This window comes from Massilia sp. YIM B02769, from assembly GCF_030411995.1.
GTDB lineage: Bacteria > Pseudomonadota > Gammaproteobacteria > Burkholderiales > Burkholderiaceae_D > Telluria.
This window is the reverse complement of record NZ_JASNRC010000016.1, coordinates 19,344-35,510: the sequence shown is the minus strand read 5'-3', so window position 1 is coordinate 35,510 and position 16,167 is coordinate 19,344. Positions and strand designations below refer to the sequence as shown.

Below are 16,167 nucleotides of genomic sequence, written 5' to 3'. Positions count from 1 at the left end.
ACCCAGTATTCGATGCGCCGCACCGCTTGTCAACATGCATACGCCGCCCGGCGTTGCCGGATCAGGCCACCCGGTCGGCCGCGTAGACGACGCCGACCTGGCGCCGGATCTCGTCCATCACGCGCATCAGCGCCAGCGTCTCGTCGTGGGTCATGCCCGGGCTTTCGATCAGGCCCGCCCGGAAGCAGCGCTGCGCCTCGAGCGCCTCGTGCACGTAGCCGTTGCCGAGATACGGCGTCTCGACCGTGCGCGTGCTGCCGTCTTCCAGCGCCACCGTCACCGTGCGGGCGCGGTGGAACATGGTGTTCATGCGCACGTGGCCGCGGGTGCCGGATACCGTCAGTTCGCCCGGCGTGCGCGCCAAAAACGAGCAGCTGCACACCGACATGCCGCCGCCCTCGTGGCGCAGCGTGAAGCCGGTCTGCACGTCGACGCCGGTGGGGCCGATCTGCGCCTGCGCCTGCACGCTGCGTACCGGCCCGAGCAGGCTGGCCGCGATCGACAGCGGATAGATGCCGAGGTCGAGCAGCGCGCCGCCGCCCAGGTCCGGGTTGAACACGCGGTGTTCAAGACCGAAGTTGGCGGCAAAGCCGAAGTCGGCCACCACCTGGCTGACCTCGCCGATCTCGCCGGCGGCGATGATGCGCTTCATCTCGGTCAGCGCCGGCAGGAAGCGCGTCCACATCGCCTCCATCAGGAACAGGTTTTTCGCACGCGCCAGTGCGACGACCTGTTCGGCCTCGCGTGCATTCACCGTGAACGCCTTTTCGACCAGCGCGCCCTTGCCCGCATTCAGCACCAGCAGCGCATTCGCGGCGTGCTGGGGATGGGGCGTGGCGATGTAGACCAGGTCGATGTCGGCGGCAGCGGCCAGTGCTTCGTACGAACCATACGCGGCGGCGGCGCCGAATTCGGCGGCAAACGCGTCGGCCTTGTCCTGGCTGCGCGATGCCACGCCTGCCAGCACGGCGTCGGGCAGCGCACCCAGCGCGGTGGCAAAGGCGCGCGCGATCTTGCCGGTGCCGAGGATGCCCCAGCGGACTTGTTGGTTCATTCAGGCTCTCCTTTTCGGGCGGAACACGCCGGTATCGGCATAGAAGGCGGCGTCCTGCTCCGGCCACCAGCCCGGCACGCCGAGCACCGGCAGCGGCGTGAAGCTTGACGTGGCCAGCGGTTCGCTCGCCAGCTCGGCCGCCACGCGGGCGTCGATCCAGGCGCGTTGCGCATCCGCTTGTAAATCGAAATAGTCGTCGCCGGCGAACAGCACGCGCGTATGCGCGGTGATCGCCTTGCGTGGCGCCACCAGCTTTTCCATCAGCGCGTGGCCGAACAGCCAGACCTGGGCATCGCGCCCGAACATGGCGCGCTTCTCGAACAGCGCCGCATCCCAGCAGTGGGCACGCAGTTCGTCAACCAGCGCCCGCCCCTCGTTTGAAAAACGCACCACCAGCAGGGCCGCGTTCTCGTCGAAGATGGTGGCGGCATCGCGCGCCGGCCCGCGCGACTGCCCCACCCCGCCGGCCGCCGCGATCTGCGCGGCCTGCAAGGCGTTCAGCTGGCGCTTGATGAGGGGGAAGGTCTGCCACACCAGGCCATTGAAGAAGTCGTGCAGGTTGTCGCGCGTGGGCACGCCGCCGGTGGCGCTGATGAATTCCTCATAGGCCGTCCCTTCGGGCAGCGATTCCTGCGGCACGAAGGTGAGCGGCAAATCGCGGTGGTTGCGCAGGGCGAGGCTGGCCGCGTTGCGGTTGAAGGCAGCGACAAAATCGTCGCCCTCGACGCCGAGGCGTTCGAAGGCGGGGCGGACGCTGTCGTACCAGGGGCGGGACCAGTCGATCTGCGCCAGCATGCTCAAGCCTGGACCATCTTCCAGCCGATGTCCTCGCCGGCGTTCAGCGGCACCAGGCGGTCGTCGCCCATTGCCACCGTGTTCGGAATGGTCCAGTTCTCGCGCACCAGGGTGATCGTGCCTTCGTTGCGCGGCAGGCCGTAGAAGGCCGGGCCGTTGAAGCTGGCGAACGCTTCCAGCTTGTCGAGCGCGCCGGCGTCGGCAAAGGCTTGCGTGTACAGCTCCATCGCGTGCAGCGCGGTGTAGCAGCCGGCGCAGCCGCAGCTCGACTCCTTGGCGCCGATGGCGTGCGGCGCCGAGTCGGTGCCGAGGAAGAAGCGCTCGTCGCCGCTGGTGGCGGCGGTCACCAGCGCCAGGCGGTGTTCCTCGCGCTTGAGCACCGGCAGGCAGTAATAGTGAGGACGGATACCGCCGCGGAAGATCTCGTTGCGGTTGTACAGCAGGTGGTGGGCGGTGATGGTTGCCGCGATCGGGCCTTCGGCCTCGGCCACGTACTGGGCCGCGTCCTTGGTGGTGATGTGCTCGAAGACGATGTTCAGGGCCGGCAGGTCGCGGCGCAGCGGACGCATCACGCGCTCGATAAACACGGCTTCGCGGTCGAACAGGTCGATGTCATGGTCGGTTACTTCGCCATGCACCAGTAGCGGCATGCCGACTTCCTGCATCACGTCCAGGGTCTTGTAGCACTTCTTCAGGTCGGTGACGCCGGCGGCCGAATTCGTGGTGGCGCCTGCCGGGTAGAGCTTCACCGCGTGGATGAACCCGGTGTCCTGGGCGCGGCGGATCTCGTCCGGGTCGGTGTTGTCGGTCAGGTAGAGCGTCATCAGCGGCTCGAACCGTACACCTTCGGGCAGCGCGGCCAGGATGCGGTCGCGGTAGGCTGCCGCGTCGGCGGCGGTGGTGACCGGCGGCTTCAGGTTCGGCATCACGATCGCACGCGCGAACTGGCGCGCGGTATGCGGCAGCACGCTGGCCAGCGCCGCGCCGTCGCGCAGGTGCAGGTGCCAGTCGTCGGGGCGGGTGATGGTGATGGATTGCGGGGTGTCGAAGGTGGACATGGCGGCTCTCGGAATGCGGACGGCGGTATTTTACCTGTATAGCGAGTGGTGGAGCGCGCCTGAACTTTCGGGTAGATTGAAGGCCAAATGAAGAAAGGAGATGAGCATGGACGATTTGCCGATGTCACAGGAGCCGGGATCCGAAGCACCTTCGGAAGCGCAGAAAGCGTTTATCGCGCGGGGACAAGCTGGCTTTACCGAGGCGCTGGAAAGTGGGGAATTTTATACATCGGAAGAGGTAATGACTGGGCTGGATACGATGCTTGCGGAATTTGAACAAGGCCAGCTGCCTTAGCCAGGTCCAGTGAGGGCGCCCATCAGGCGATCAGACACCTGCACAGACAATCCGGTTGGTCACTTTGCGCGAAGTCCATTTTGTGGGTCATTACCAGGACCAAGCCGGTAGGGCCTGGCCCGTCAACATGTCCAGCACTTCGCCAATTATCTCGGGCGAGTGCGGAAGGCATGCTGCCTTTCTCGATTTCGAACATGTTTACGACAGTAGATTCAAGCTCCTGGGCGTGCTTGACAGCACTAACAGTGCCTAGGATACTGCGGAACTTGCCAAGATACTCAGAACGCATTCCGTTCGCACGCAGAACCACCCCATTTTGCCCCGCCTCGCCGGCGCCAGGACCACGAATTCCGGCGCAAGCGGGATAGAACGCAGGCCGACCACAGGAAGCACATGAACAATCGAAACCGTCTCACTACTTATATCCTGATCGCCCTCGTGCTCGGGATCATCGTCGGCTACTTCGTCAACGTCAGCACGGCCAATCCGCAAGGCTTCGCCGACGCCATGTCGCTGGTGACGACCCTGTTCCTGCGCTTGATCAAGATGATCATCGCGCCGCTGGTCTTCGCGACCCTGGTGGTCGGCATCGCCAAGATGGGCGACGCCAAGGAAGTCGGCCGCATCGGCGCCAAGGCGCTGGGCTGGTTCATCATCGCGTCCATCCTGTCGCTGTCGCTGGGCCTGATCCTGGTGAACCTGTTCCGTCCGGGCGACGCGATGGCGCTGTCGGGCCACCTGCCGGCCATCGGCACCGACTCCGGCGTTACCGCCACCGGCCTGACCCTGAAGGACTTCATCAGCCACCTGGTGCCGGTCTCGATCGCCGACGGCATGGCCAAGAACGAAATCCTGCAGATCGTCGTGTTCTCGGTGTTCTTCGGCATCGGCGCGGCCGCCGTGGGCGCGCGCGCCAACCCGATGATCGAGGCCATCGACGGCCTCGCCCACGTCATGCTGAAGGTGACCAGCTACGTGATGAACTTCGCGCCGATCGCCGTGTTCGCGGCGGTGGCGGGCATCGTCGCCAAGAGCGGCCTGTCGGTGCTCCAGACCTACGGCGTCTTCATGGCCGAGTTCTACTTCGGGATCATCCTGCTGCTGCTGGCACTGGTGGCCATCGGCGGCCTGTTCCTCGGCAAGCGCGTGCTGCGCCTGGTGGCCGAGCTGCGCGGCCCGACCCTGCTGGCCTTCTCCACCGCCTCGTCGGAAGCGGCCTTCCCGAAAACCCTGGAAGGCCTGGAGCGCTTCGGCGTGAAGAACCGCCTGGCCGCCTTCGTGCTGCCGGTCGGTTATTCGTTCAACCTCGACGGCTCGATGATGTACTGCACCTTCGCCACGGTCTTCATCGCCCAGGCCTACGGCATCGAGATGCCGCTGACGACCCAGCTCATGATGATGCTGGTGCTGATGGTCACCTCGAAGGGCATCGCCGGCGTGCCGCGCGCCTCGCTGGTGGTGATCGCCGCCACCCTCGGCCAGTTCAACATCCCGGAAGCCGGCCTGCTGCTCCTGCTGGGCATCGACCACTTCCTCGACATGGCGCGCTCGGGCACCAACGTGATCGGCAACGGCATCGCCACCGCCGTCGTCGCCAAGTGGGAAGGAGAACTGGGCGAATCGGTGCCGCACAAGGACGTCGCCACATCGCCGCTGCGCTGATCGCGCAACAAGGGACACCGGGGCCTTCCAGCATTGGGAGGCCTTTTTTTCATCGGAAGAGAAAGAGGAGAACACATGAAACAGCTGGTCGCAGCGGGTTTGCTGCTTTCCCTGAACGGCGCCCACGCCGCCACCCAGACGGTCGACTGCGGCCGTTTGCTCGACGTGAAAAGCGGCGCCTGGCGCGAACGCGTCAGCATCGTGATCGAGGACGGGACCGTGAAGTCGATTGGTCCGATGGCGTCCACTCCTGCTCCAGGGCGCATCGACCTGTCCGGCAAATCCTGCCTGCCGGGCCTGATCGACATGCACGTGCACCTGACGGGCGAAACCCAGCCGGCGGTCGACGCCTACCGCGACCGCCTGACCGCGGACCCGGCCGACATGGCCTACCGCTCCGTGAAATACGCCGAGCGCACGCTGATGGCCGGCTTCACCACCGTGCGCGACCTGGGCGCCGAGCAGGCCCTGAACGTATCGCTCAAGCGCGCCATCGCCGCCGGTGCGATTCCCGGCCCGCGCATGTTCACGGCCGGTAAATCGATCGCCACCGCCGGCGGCCATGCCGACCCGACCAACAATCTGTCGCACTTCCTCAGCCACGCGATCGGCACGCCGGGTCCGGCGCAGGGCGTGATCAACAGCCCCGACGAAGGCCGCCAGGCCGTGCGCGAGCGCTACAAGGAAGGCGCGGACCTGATCAAGATTACCGCCACCGGCGGGGTGCTGAGCCAGGCCGCCAGCGGCCAGAACTCGCAGTACACCGAGGACGAACTGAAGGCCATCGTCAGCACCGCTAGGGACTATGGCTTTCGCGTCGCCGCCCACGCCCACGGCGCCGAGGGCCTGAAGCGCGCCCTGCGCGCCGGCGTCGACTCGATCGAGCACGGCACCCTGATGGACGACGAAAGCGTGGCCCTGTTCAAGAAAACCGGCGGCTGGTACGTGCCGACCATCTCGGCCGGCCGCTACGTGGCCGACAAGGCGAAAGATCCGAACTACTATTCGGCCCTGGTGCGTCCAAAGGCGGCCGCCATCGGGCCGCAGCTGCAGGCAACCTTTGCCCGCGCGTATAAAGCCGGCGTGAAGATCGCCTTCGGCACCGACGCCGGCGTTTTTCCGCATGGCGAGAACGCGAAAGAGTTCGGCTACATGGTGGAAGCCGGCATGACGCCGATCGACGCCATCCGCGCTGCGACCATCCATGCCGCCACCCTGCTCGACCAGCCGAAACGCCTCGGCATGCTGGAGCCGGGCTTCGCGGGCGACATCGTGGCGGTGGACGGCGACCCGCTGCGCGACATCAAGCTGCTCGAGCAGGTGAAATTTGTGATGAAAGAAGGCGTCGTCTACAAGAACCTGTAATCGGGTTCGCGGCGCCAGGTTTTTTTAAGGAGAAGTGCCATGCTGTTCCAACGTTATTCCCGTTCGGCCGCCGCGCTGTTCGGCTTCCTGTTCTGTGTCGCCGTGGCGGCCCAGGCGCAAACCCAGCCAGCTGCCAAGCTGCCGAACGTGACCATCCTCGCCACCGGCGGCACCATCGCCGGCACCGGCGCCACCAGCACCACCACCGTCGGCTACACCGCCGCCACGGTGGGCGTGGGGGCGCTGATCCAGGCCGTGCCCGAGATCACCAAGGTGGCGAACGTCACCGGCGAGCAGGTGTTCCAGATCGCCAGCGAGAACATGGGCAACGAGCACTGGCTGGCGCTGGCCAAGCGCGTGAATGTGTTGCTGGCCCAGCCGAACGTGGACGGCATCGTCATTACCCACGGTACCGACACGCTGGAAGAGACGGCTTATTTCCTGAACCTGGTCGTCAAGAGCAGGAAGCCGGTCGTCGTGGTCGGCTCGATGCGTCCGTCGACGGCGCTGTCGGCGGATGGGCCGATCAACCTGTACAACGCGGTGCTGCTGGCCGGTTCGCCGGAAGCGCTGGGCCGCGGCGTGCTGGTGGCGCTGAACGACCAGATCCAGTCCGCGCGCGACGTCACCAAGACCAACACCACCACGGCCGATACCTTCAAGGCGGCGGAGCTGGGCATGCTGGGTTATATCCAGGGTGGCAAGCCCTACTTTTATCGGAACCCGACGCGCAAGCACACGGTCGAGACCGAGTTCGACGTGAGCAGCCTGTCGGTGCTGCCGCAGGTGGAGATCGCGTACGCGCATGCGAACGTGGGGCCGGTGGCGGTGGAGGCGCTGGTGGCCTCGGGCGCCAAGGGGCTGGTGCATGCGGGCGTGGGCAATGGCTCGCTGCCGGCCAAGGTGCGTCCGGCCTTGAGCGCGGCGCGCAAGAAGGGGGTGATTATCGTACGTTCGAGCCGGGTTGGGCAGGGCATCGTGGCGAGGAATGGCGAGGCGAATGACGATGAGCTGGACTTCGTGGCGGGGGATAATCTGTCGCCGCAGAAGGCGCGCATTTTGCTGATGCTGGCCTTGACCAAGACCACGAATACGAAGGACATCCAGAAGATGTTCGGGACGTATTGATCGGTTTTTGGCCGGTGTGCAAACGGTAATGGGGCTGTTGCCTGTCCTGTTATCGGTATGTTGAATCCGCGTGGGCACGGGGTGCCCACCGTACGGGACACGTCGCGTATCCGCGTTCCGTATGATCCACCATCGGCATCGACGGTTTTTGCATGAATTCGCTCGGAACGGCGACCGTACGGTGGGCACCCCGTGCCCACGCGGACCATGCGAACCGATACATCAACACGCAACAGCGCCACGTCCCCCCGCACGGGGCACGACCAATCTCACTCCTCCTGCTGCAACTCCAACGGCGGCGACGCCAACTCCTCATCCGGCCGCGCCAGCTGGCGCTCCCACATCTGCGCATACAAGCCGCGCGCCGCCAGCAAGCTGCCGTGCGTGCCGCGCTCCACGATCCGCCCATGATCGAGCACGATGATCTGCTGCGCATCCGCGATCGTCGACAGCCTGTGCGCAATCACCAGCGTGGTACGGTTCTTCGCGATCTCCTTCAACTGCCCCTGGATCGCCTGCTCCGACTTCGAATCCAGCGCCGACGTGGCCTCGTCGAAAATCAGGATCGCCGGGTTCTTCAGCAAGGTGCGCGCAATCGCCACCCGCTGCTTCTCCCCGCCCGACAGCTTCAGCCCGCGCTCGCCCACCATGGTCTGGTACCCATCCGGCAGACTCTCGATGAACTCATGAATCGACGCCGCCCGCGCCGCCGCCACGATGTCCGCATGGCTCGCCCCCGGCCGCCCATACGCGATGTTGTACTCGATGGTGTCGTTGAACAGCACCGTATCCTGCGGCACGATCCCGATCGCCGCGCGCAGCGATTGCTGGGTCACATTCCGGATATCCTGCCCATCGATGCTGATCGATCCGCGGTTCACGTCATAGAAGCGGAACAGCAACCGCGACAGGGTCGACTTGCCCGAGCCGCTGTGCCCCACCACCGCCGTGGTGGTCCCGGCCGGAATCGCGAAATCGACGTCGAACAAAATCTGCCGCTTGGTCTCGTAGCTGAACTCCACATGCGAGAACGCCACATGCGCGCCTTTCGTCACCAGCGCCTGGCTTGAGGCCGCATCCGCCACCTCGCGGTTCTGGTCCAGCAGGCCGAACAAGCGCTCCATGTCCGCCAGCGCCTGCTTGATCTCGCGGTAGATCACGCCCAGGAAGTTCAGCGGAATGTACAGCTGGATCATGAACGAGTTCACCAGCACCAAATCGCCCAGCGACATGGTCCCGGCGATCACGCCCTCGGTGGCGCGCCACAAAATCAGCGTGACGGCGGTGGCGATGATCAGCGACTGCCCGGTGTTCAAGACCGACAGCGAAGTCTGCGAGCGCACCGCCGCATTCTCGTAGTGCTGCAAGCCCTGGTCGTAGCGCTTGGCCTCGTAGTCCTCGTTGCCGAAGTACTTCACGGTCTCGTAGTTCAGCAACGAGTCGATGGCCTTGGTGTTCGCCTTCGAATCGAGCTCGTTCATGGTGCGGCGGAAGTGGGTGCGCCACTCGGTGACCACGACCGTGAACGTGATGTAGGCCGCCAGCGCGCCGGCCGTGATGATGGTGAACCAGATATCGTAGTTGAAGGCCAGGTAACCCAGCACCAGCGTGATCTCCACCAGGGTCGGCAGCACGTTGAACAGCGAATACGAGATCAGCGAATTCACGCCGCGCGTGCCGCGTTCGATATCGCGCGTCATGCCGCCGGTCTGGCGGTTCAAATGGAAGCGCAGCGACAGCGCGTGCAGGTGCCGGAACACCTTTAACGCAATGGTGCGCACCGCACGCTGGGTCACACGCGCGAACAGGAATTCGCGCAGCTCGGTGAACACCGTCGTGGATAAGCGCAGCGCGCCATAGGCCAGCAGCGCGCCGACCGGCAGCACCAATAAAGCCTGCGGATGGGCCGGATCGATGGCGAGTTGATCGATGAGTTGTTTCAGCACCAGCGGCACGCCGACGTTCGCCATCTTGGCGCCGATCAGGGCGCCGAGGGCGGCGATCACGCGCCATTTGTAGACCCAGAGGTAGGGGAACAGGGTGCGCAGCGTGGCCCAGTCGGTGCGCTGCCGGTCTTTGCGGTCTTTGTTATCGGCGGGCGGCGGGAGGGAGCTGGCGGGAGTGCGTCGCATGGCAGGGGTCCGGTATTTGTGGTTCAATTCGGGTCGATTGTAGCTTTTCACGAGAATTCACGATGACCACGCCAGAAAAAGACGACACCCCGACCAACCGACTGCCGGAAGGGAAGATTCCGCAGCTGCGGGTGATGCCGGGCGCCCCCGACGCCAACATCTATGGCGATGTGTTCGGTGGCTGGATCATGGCCCAGGTCGATATCGCCGGCTCGCTGCCGGCCACGCGCCGCGCGAATGGCCGCGTCGCCACCATTGCCGTCAACTCCTTCCTGTTCAAGAACCCGGTGTTCGTCGGCGATTTGCTGTCGTTCTACGCCGATATCGTCAAGGTCGGCAATACCTCGGTCACCGTCTACGTCGAGGTCTACGCCGAGCGCAACCGCCTGCAGTCGAACATCGTCAAGGTCACCGAAGCGACCCTGACCTATGTGGCCACCGGCCCGGACCGCAAGCCGCGCCAGCTGCCGCCGCTCGAATCGCTGATCCACCACCACGAGCAGTAATGACAGGGCCGCGCCGCGCCTTCCTGCTCGACGCGGCGCGCCTCACCGCGGCGGCCACGGCCGGCCTCGGCTTCACGGCCAGCGCGAGTGCCGGTACCAGTGCGGCCGGCCCCGCCTACCCCTTCAGCCTCGGCGTTGCCTCCGGGTCGCCGCTGCCCGACGCGGTGATCCTGTGGACACGCATCCTGCACGACCCGCTGAACGCGGCGTCGACGCCTGCGCTCGCCCTCACGGTGCGCTGGGAAGTGGCCGAGGACGACGCCTTCCGCAAGCTCGTCCGCAAGGGCAGCGCGGTCGCCGCTCCGGCTCTCGCGCACAGCGTCCACGTCGACGCCACCGGCCTGCGGCCGGACCGCGACTACTGGTACCGCTTCATGCTGGGCGATGCGGTCAGTCCCGTCGGCCGTACACGCACCGCGCCGGCGCCGGATGCGATGCCGTCCATGCTCAGGCTGGCCGTGGCCTCCTGCCAGCACTGGGAATTCGGCCACTACGCGGCGCACCGCCACATCGCGCAAGCCGCGCCCGACCTCGTGGCTTTCCTGGGCGATTACATCTACGAGTGGGGACCGTACCAGCTGCGCCATCCGCCGCGCGCGGTGCGGGTCGATGAATCGTTCACGCTGGCCCAGTACCGCGCCCGCTATGCGCAATACAAGAGCGACCCGGATCTGCAGGCCGCGCACCGCGCCGCACCCTGGATCGTCACCTGGGACGACCACGAAGTCGCGAACGACTATGCGGGCGATGTCGACGAACGCCTGGCCGCCGATTTCGCCACGCGCCGTGCCGCCGCCTACCAGGCCTTCTACGAACACATGCCGCTGCGCCTGCCCGTGCCGAAAGCCGGTTTCGGCGAACTGCGCATGCACCAGCGCTACGACTGGGGACGGCTGGCGCGCTTCCACGTGCTCGACGACCGCCAGCACCGCTCGCCCCTGGCCTGTCCGAAGCCGGGCCGCGGCGGCTCGAACGTGGTGCTGGCGCGCGCCTGCGAGGCACTGCGCGACCCGCAACGCAGCATGCTCGGCGGCGCCCAGGAAGCCTGGCTGGCCCAGGGTCTGTCGTCATCGAAGGCGCGCTGGAACATCCTGGCCCAGCAAACCCTGATGGCGCAGTCGAGCGGCGTGCCGGTCCAGTCGCCCGAGGACGGCCGCTTCTGGACCGATGGCTGGGACGGCTATCCGGCCGCGCGCCGGCGCCTGCTCGACACGGTGGCCAAAAGCGGCGCGCGCAATCCGCTGGTGCTGTCGGGCGACGTCCACACCTTCTATGCCGCCGAACTGCGGCGCGACTTCAACCGGCCGGTCTCGAAGGCCAACCCGGTCATCGCCGCGGAATTCTGCGGCACCTCGATCACCTCCAGTTCGCGCGCCCAGGCGCGCACCCAGGAAAACGTCGACCGCAATCCGCATATCCTGTACGGGCGCAGCGACCGGCGTGGCTACATGCTGCTGGAGCTGACGCCGCAGGCGGTGCAGGCGCGCTTCATGGCGCTTGACGAGGTGCGCGAGCCGGGGACGAAACAGTCGATGCTGGCCGCTTTCGCCGTCGAGGACGGGTCGCCAGCGGTCCTGCATCGACAAAAAGGCTAACGGTTACAGGTAACCGCGCCGGTTTGGCTTAGAATGAACGGTCCACCGCCGTCTTCCTAAAGTCCATACCATGCTCGCATCCCCTCCTCCCCTGTCCGCCTCCAACGACGATCTGGGCTGGCTCGCGGGCGGTGGCGAGATGGGCGCGCTGATCCGCTCGATGGACTGGTCGAAGACGCCGCTCGGCCCACCCGCCACCTGGCCGCAAAGCCTGCGCACCTCGGTCAGCCTGTGCCTGTCCTCGACCTTCCCGATCCTGATCGCCTGGGGTCCGGACGACATCCAGATCTACAACGACGCCTACCGCCCGATCTGCGGCGACCTGCATCCGCAATCGATGGGCGGCGCCTTCAAGGAAGTCTGGGCGAGCGCGATGCCGGTGGTGGGCGACGCCTTCGAGCGCGCGCACCAGGGCGAAGGCACCTATATCCGCGACCAGCGCATGTTCCTCGACCGCTACGGCTACCTGGAAGAAGCCTTCATGACCTTCTCGTTCTCGCCGATCCGCGACGAATCGGGCGAGGTGGGCGGCATCTTCCACCCGATCTCGGAAGCCACGGCCACGGTGCTGAACGCGCGCCGCACCCAGGCCCTGCGCGACCTGAGCCTGGCCATCGGCGACGCCCGCACGGTCGGCGACGTGGCGCGCGGCATCGATGCCCAGCATCCGCACATGACGCTCGACCTGCCCTTCCTGCTGGTCTACCAGATCGATCCCGACACCGGCAAGCTGCTGCTGCGCTCGCGCGTGGGCCTGGACGGGCACACCGCGCTGGCGCCGGCGGTAACGGACGCCGACGACGCCCTCTGGCCCTTCGCCCGCACCGCTGCCGAATCCAGGGCGCAGCGTGTCGACGGCCTGGCGCCGCGCTTCGGCGACCAGGCCTGCGGCCCGTATCCGCAGCCACCGGGGTCGGCGATGGTGCTGCCGATTACCCTGCCCGGCCAGGAAGCGCTGTACGGCTTCGCGGTGGCCGGCGCGAGCGTGGCGCGCGCCCTCGACGACGACTACCTGCACTTCTACGAAGCGCTGGGCGCGGCCCTCAGCACCGCGGCCGGCAACGTGGTGGCCTACGAAAAGGAACAGCGCCGCGCCGAGGAGCTGGCCGAGATCGACCGCGCCAAGACCGCCTTCTTCTCGAACGTCTCGCACGAATTCCGCACGCCGCTGACGCTGATCCTGGGTCCGCTCGACGACGCCCTGGCCGACACCGACACGCCGTTGCCGCCGGTCCAGCGCCGCCGCATCGACGTCACCCACCGCAATTCCCTGCGCCTGCTGAAGCTGGTGAACTCGCTGCTCGACTTCTCGCGCATCGAGGCCGGCCGCGTGCAGGCGACCTATGTGCCGACCGACCTGGCGCGCCTGACCGGCGACCTGGCCAGCGTGTTCGAGTCGGCCATGGCCAAGGGCGGCCTGGCCTACGAGGTAACGCTGCAGGACCCGGGCCAGCCGGTCTGGGTCGACCGCGACATGTGGGAAAAGATCGTCTTCAACCTGCTCTCGAACGCCTTCAAGTTCACCTTGCAGGGCGGCGTGCGCGTGACGCTCGGCCAGGTCGACGGCATGGTGCGCCTGAGCGTGCAGGACAGCGGCAGCGGCATTCCGGAGTCGGAACTGCCGCGGGTGTTCGAGCGCTTCCACCGCATCGAGGGCACGCCGGGCCGCACCTTCGAGGGCACCGGCATCGGCCTGGCGCTGATCCAGGAACTGGTACGCCTGCATGGCGGCCAGATCGCCGTGCACAGCGTGCTGGGCGCAGGCACGCGCTTCGACGTCGACATTCCCTTCGGCCATGCCCACCTGCCGGAAGACCGCATCGCCGCCAGCGACGTGGCCGATGCCGCCGCTGCTGCTGGCGCCCAGCGCATGGGCGCCGCCTTTGTCGAGGAAGCCCTGCGCTGGCTGCCGGATGAAGCGGCGGTCCCGGTGGAACGGCCGGCATCGGGCAGCGCCCTGCAGCCGGACGCGCCGCTGCCGCGCATCCTGATCGCCGACGACAACAACGACATGCGCGCCTACCTGAAGGCCCTGCTCGACCCGCACGCCGAGGTGACGGTCTGCGCCGACGGTGAGGCCGCCTTCGAGGCGGTGCAGCGCGATCTCCCGGATCTGCTGCTGAGCGACGTGATGATGCCGAAGCTCGACGGCTTCGGGCTGATCGCCAGGATCCGCGCCACGCCCGCCTTGCGCCACCTGCCGGTCATGCTGCTGTCGGCGCGCGCCGGCGAGGAAGCCAAGGTCGAGGGCCTGCAGGCCGGCGCCGACGACTACCTGGTGAAGCCTTTTGCCGCCAGCGAGCTGCTGGCGCGCGTGCGGCGCCAGGTGGAGCTCGGGCGCGAGCGCCAGCTGCAGCTGGAAGCGTCGAGCATGCGCGAATCCTACTTCCGCTCGCTGATCGACTTCGCGCCGGTCATGCTCTGGACCACCGACAACGCCGGCATGTGCACCTACCTGAGCCAGCGCTGGCACGAGTACACGGGCCGCAGCTGGGAACAGGACCAGGGCATGGGCTGGCTCGAAAACATCCACCCCGAGGATTTCGAGAACGCGCGCGACACCTTCCTGGCCGCGAACGCCGCGCGTACCGCCTTCCGCATCGACTACCGCCTGCGCCGCCACGATGGCAGCTACCGCTGGTTCATCGATGCCGGCACGCCGCGCTTCGACGATGCCGGCCAGCCGAACGGCTATGTCGGCACTGTCACCGACGTGCACACGCGCACGCTGCTGCAGCTGCGCCTGGAGCGGGTGGCGCGCGCCGGCGACATCGGCGTCTGGTATGCCGATGCGCCTTTCCGGGAATTCCGCCTGAACGAGCAGATGGCCGCCCACCTCGGCGTGAGCGGCGAGCGCGCCGTGGCCATCGACGCCCTGCTGGCGGCGGTCGACCCGGAGGACCGCGCGCGCCTGGCGGGCGGCATCGCCCGTTCCCTGGGCGACGGCAGCGCGCTCGACGTCGAGTTCCGCCATACGCCGGCCCACCTGCACGAGGACCAGGGCGCATCGCGCTGGCTGCGCGCGGTCGGCTGGTGCGAGCTGAACGACAAAGGCCAGCCGCTGCGCTTCGACGGCGTGACCTTCGACATCAGCCGCCACAAGAACGCCCAGCAGGAACTGCAGCGCCTGGCGTCGGAACTCTCGGAACGCAACCGCATGCAAAGCGAGTTCCTGTTCACGCTGGCGCACGAGCTGCGCAATCCGCTGGCGCCGATCCGCACCGGCCTGGACCTGATGCGCGTGAACCCGGCCGTGGCCCAGGCCGGCGACGTGCAGGGCATGATCAAGCGCCAGGTCGACCACATGGTGCACCTGGTCGACGATTTGCTCGACATGGCGCGCCTGTCCGAGGGCAAGGTCGAACTGCGCCGCAGCGCCGTGCTGCTGGGCGACGTGGTGAAGGATGCGGTCGAGATGAGCATGCCGCTGGTGAGCGGTGGAGGGCACCGCCTGGAACTGCGCCTGCCGGACGCCCCGCTGCCGCTGTACGTCGACCGCCACCGCATCGCCCAGGTGCTGAGCAACCTGCTGAACAACGCCGCCAAGTACACGCCGCGCGGCGGCCACATCGAGGTGGACGCCGGTGTCCGCGATGGCGAAGTGACGATCGGCGTAAGCGACACCGGCATCGGCATCGACGCCGGCATGCTGTCGGCGATCTTCGACATGTACGCCCAGGTGCAGGAACACGCCACCATGGCCCAGGGCGGCCTGGGGGTGGGCCTGAACCTGGTCCGGCGCCTGGTGGAACTGCATGGCGGCCGCGTGACGGCCTACAGCGCGGGGCTGGGCCAGGGCAGCCGCTTCACGGTGATCCTGCCGCTCGAAGCGGTGCAGGCGGATGCGCCCCCGGCCGAGGCGCCGGCCGAGGTGCCGGCACCTGCGGCCGGCGCGGCGGCGCCCGCGCCCGCGCCGATCGGCGACGGCCTGCGCATCCTGGTGGTCGACGACAACGCCGATGCCGCCGAAATGCTGCAGGCGGTGCTGGAGATGAGCGGCCACGCGGTGGCGGTGGCCTATGACGGCAATGCGGCCCTGGCGCGCGCCGCCAGCTTCCGTCCGGACGCCGTCTTCCTCGACATCGGCCTGCCCGACCAGAGCGGCTTCGAGGTCGCCCAGGCCCTGCGCCGCATCGACGGCATGGACCAGGCGACGCTGGTGGCGCTGACCGGCTGGGGCGCACACGAGGACCGCCAGCGCTCGAGCGATGCGGGGTTCGATGCGCACCTGACCAAGCCGGCGGACCTGGAGCGTGTGCACGAAGTGTTGCGCGACGCGGCGCAAAAGGCCGGCCGCTGACGCAAGGGTTGGCCGGCGGCCGAGATCGTACGGTGGGCACTCCGTGCCCACGCGGTTACGTGCTCATCCTTGGTCCGTGGCCGTCAGGACTCGCTCCGAGACGCGGACGAAGACCTGCGGCGCTAACGAGACGCCTTGGGAGAGGCCGGCAAGTCGCGGCATCATCGACAAGACCAGCGCAAATAATGCGCACCGTTCCGCGTGGGCACGGGGTGCCCACCGTACGGTCACAGCCAACGTAAAAAAACCGGCATCGTTGTGCCGGTTTTTCATTCAA

11 protein-coding genes are annotated in these 16,167 nt (G+C 67.1%); 7 read left to right on the top strand and 4 right to left on the bottom strand.

The window, feature by feature from the left end; translation table 11 throughout:
* Positions 1-61: 61 nt before the first annotated feature.
* The 3 genes from QPK31_RS22570 to pyrC are packed head-to-tail and all read right to left on the bottom strand — an operon-like array spanning position 62 to position 2,907.
* Positions 62-1,054, bottom strand: coding sequence for a Gfo/Idh/MocA family protein (locus QPK31_RS22570; protein WP_290425138.1), 993 nt, complete (start codon positions 1,052-1,054; stop codon positions 62-64).
* The gene (locus QPK31_RS22565) at positions 1,055-1,849 is read right to left on the bottom strand and encodes a DUF3025 domain-containing protein (protein ID WP_290425137.1); all 795 of its coding nucleotides are present in this window, start codon (positions 1,847-1,849) and stop codon (positions 1,055-1,057) included.
* Between the two features lie 2 nt (positions 1,850-1,851).
* On the bottom strand, positions 1,852-2,907 hold the full coding sequence (gene pyrC, locus QPK31_RS22560; protein ID WP_290425136.1) for a dihydroorotase: 1,056 nt from the start codon (positions 2,905-2,907) through the stop codon (positions 1,852-1,854).
* 106 nt (positions 2,908-3,013) lie between these two features.
* Between pyrC and QPK31_RS22555 the strand changes: the two genes are divergently transcribed.
* The 4 genes from QPK31_RS22555 to QPK31_RS22540 all read left to right on the top strand — a co-directional run bounded on the left by QPK31_RS22555 (position 3,014) and on the right by QPK31_RS22540 (position 7,357).
* Positions 3,014-3,202, top strand: coding sequence for a hypothetical protein (locus tag QPK31_RS22555; RefSeq protein WP_290425135.1), 189 nt, complete (start codon positions 3,014-3,016; stop codon positions 3,200-3,202).
* Positions 3,203-3,595: 393 nt separating this feature from the next.
* Positions 3,596-4,864, top strand: coding sequence for a dicarboxylate/amino acid:cation symporter (locus tag QPK31_RS22550; RefSeq protein ID WP_290425134.1), 1,269 nt, complete (start codon positions 3,596-3,598; stop codon positions 4,862-4,864).
* A 75-nt stretch (positions 4,865-4,939) separates the two neighbouring features.
* The gene (locus tag QPK31_RS22545) at positions 4,940-6,229 is read left to right on the top strand and encodes an amidohydrolase family protein (protein WP_290425133.1); all 1,290 of its coding nucleotides are present in this window, start codon (positions 4,940-4,942) and stop codon (positions 6,227-6,229) included.
* Positions 6,230-6,268: 39 nt separating this feature from the next.
* The gene (locus QPK31_RS22540; RefSeq protein ID WP_290425132.1) at positions 6,269-7,357 is read left to right on the top strand and encodes a type II asparaginase; all 1,089 of its coding nucleotides are present in this window, start codon (positions 6,269-6,271) and stop codon (positions 7,355-7,357) included.
* Between the two features lie 269 nt (positions 7,358-7,626).
* Here QPK31_RS22540 and QPK31_RS22535 read toward each other — a convergent pair whose 3' ends face one another.
* Positions 7,627-9,489, bottom strand: a complete 1,863-nt coding sequence (locus tag QPK31_RS22535; protein ID WP_290425131.1) for an ABC transporter ATP-binding protein/permease — start codon at positions 9,487-9,489, stop codon at positions 7,627-7,629.
* A gap of 62 nt (positions 9,490-9,551) precedes the next feature.
* Here QPK31_RS22535 and QPK31_RS22530 point away from each other — a divergent pair, with 62 nt between their 5' ends.
* From QPK31_RS22530 to QPK31_RS22520, 3 genes are all read left to right on the top strand, one after another.
* Entirely contained in the window at positions 9,552-9,995 is a 444-nt protein-coding gene (locus tag QPK31_RS22530) for an acyl-CoA thioesterase (RefSeq protein ID WP_290425130.1), read from the top strand.
* Positions 9,995-11,590 (top strand): alkaline phosphatase, encoded by a 1,596-nt coding sequence (locus QPK31_RS22525; protein ID WP_290425129.1) that lies wholly within the window; start codon positions 9,995-9,997, stop codon positions 11,588-11,590. Before QPK31_RS22530 ends, QPK31_RS22525 begins: the two co-directional genes overlap by 1 nt.
* Before the next feature lie 70 nt (positions 11,591-11,660).
* On the top strand, positions 11,661-15,890 hold the full coding sequence (locus QPK31_RS22520) for an ATP-binding protein (protein ID WP_290425128.1): 4,230 nt from the start codon (positions 11,661-11,663) through the stop codon (positions 15,888-15,890).
* Positions 15,891-16,167 lie beyond the last annotated feature (277 nt).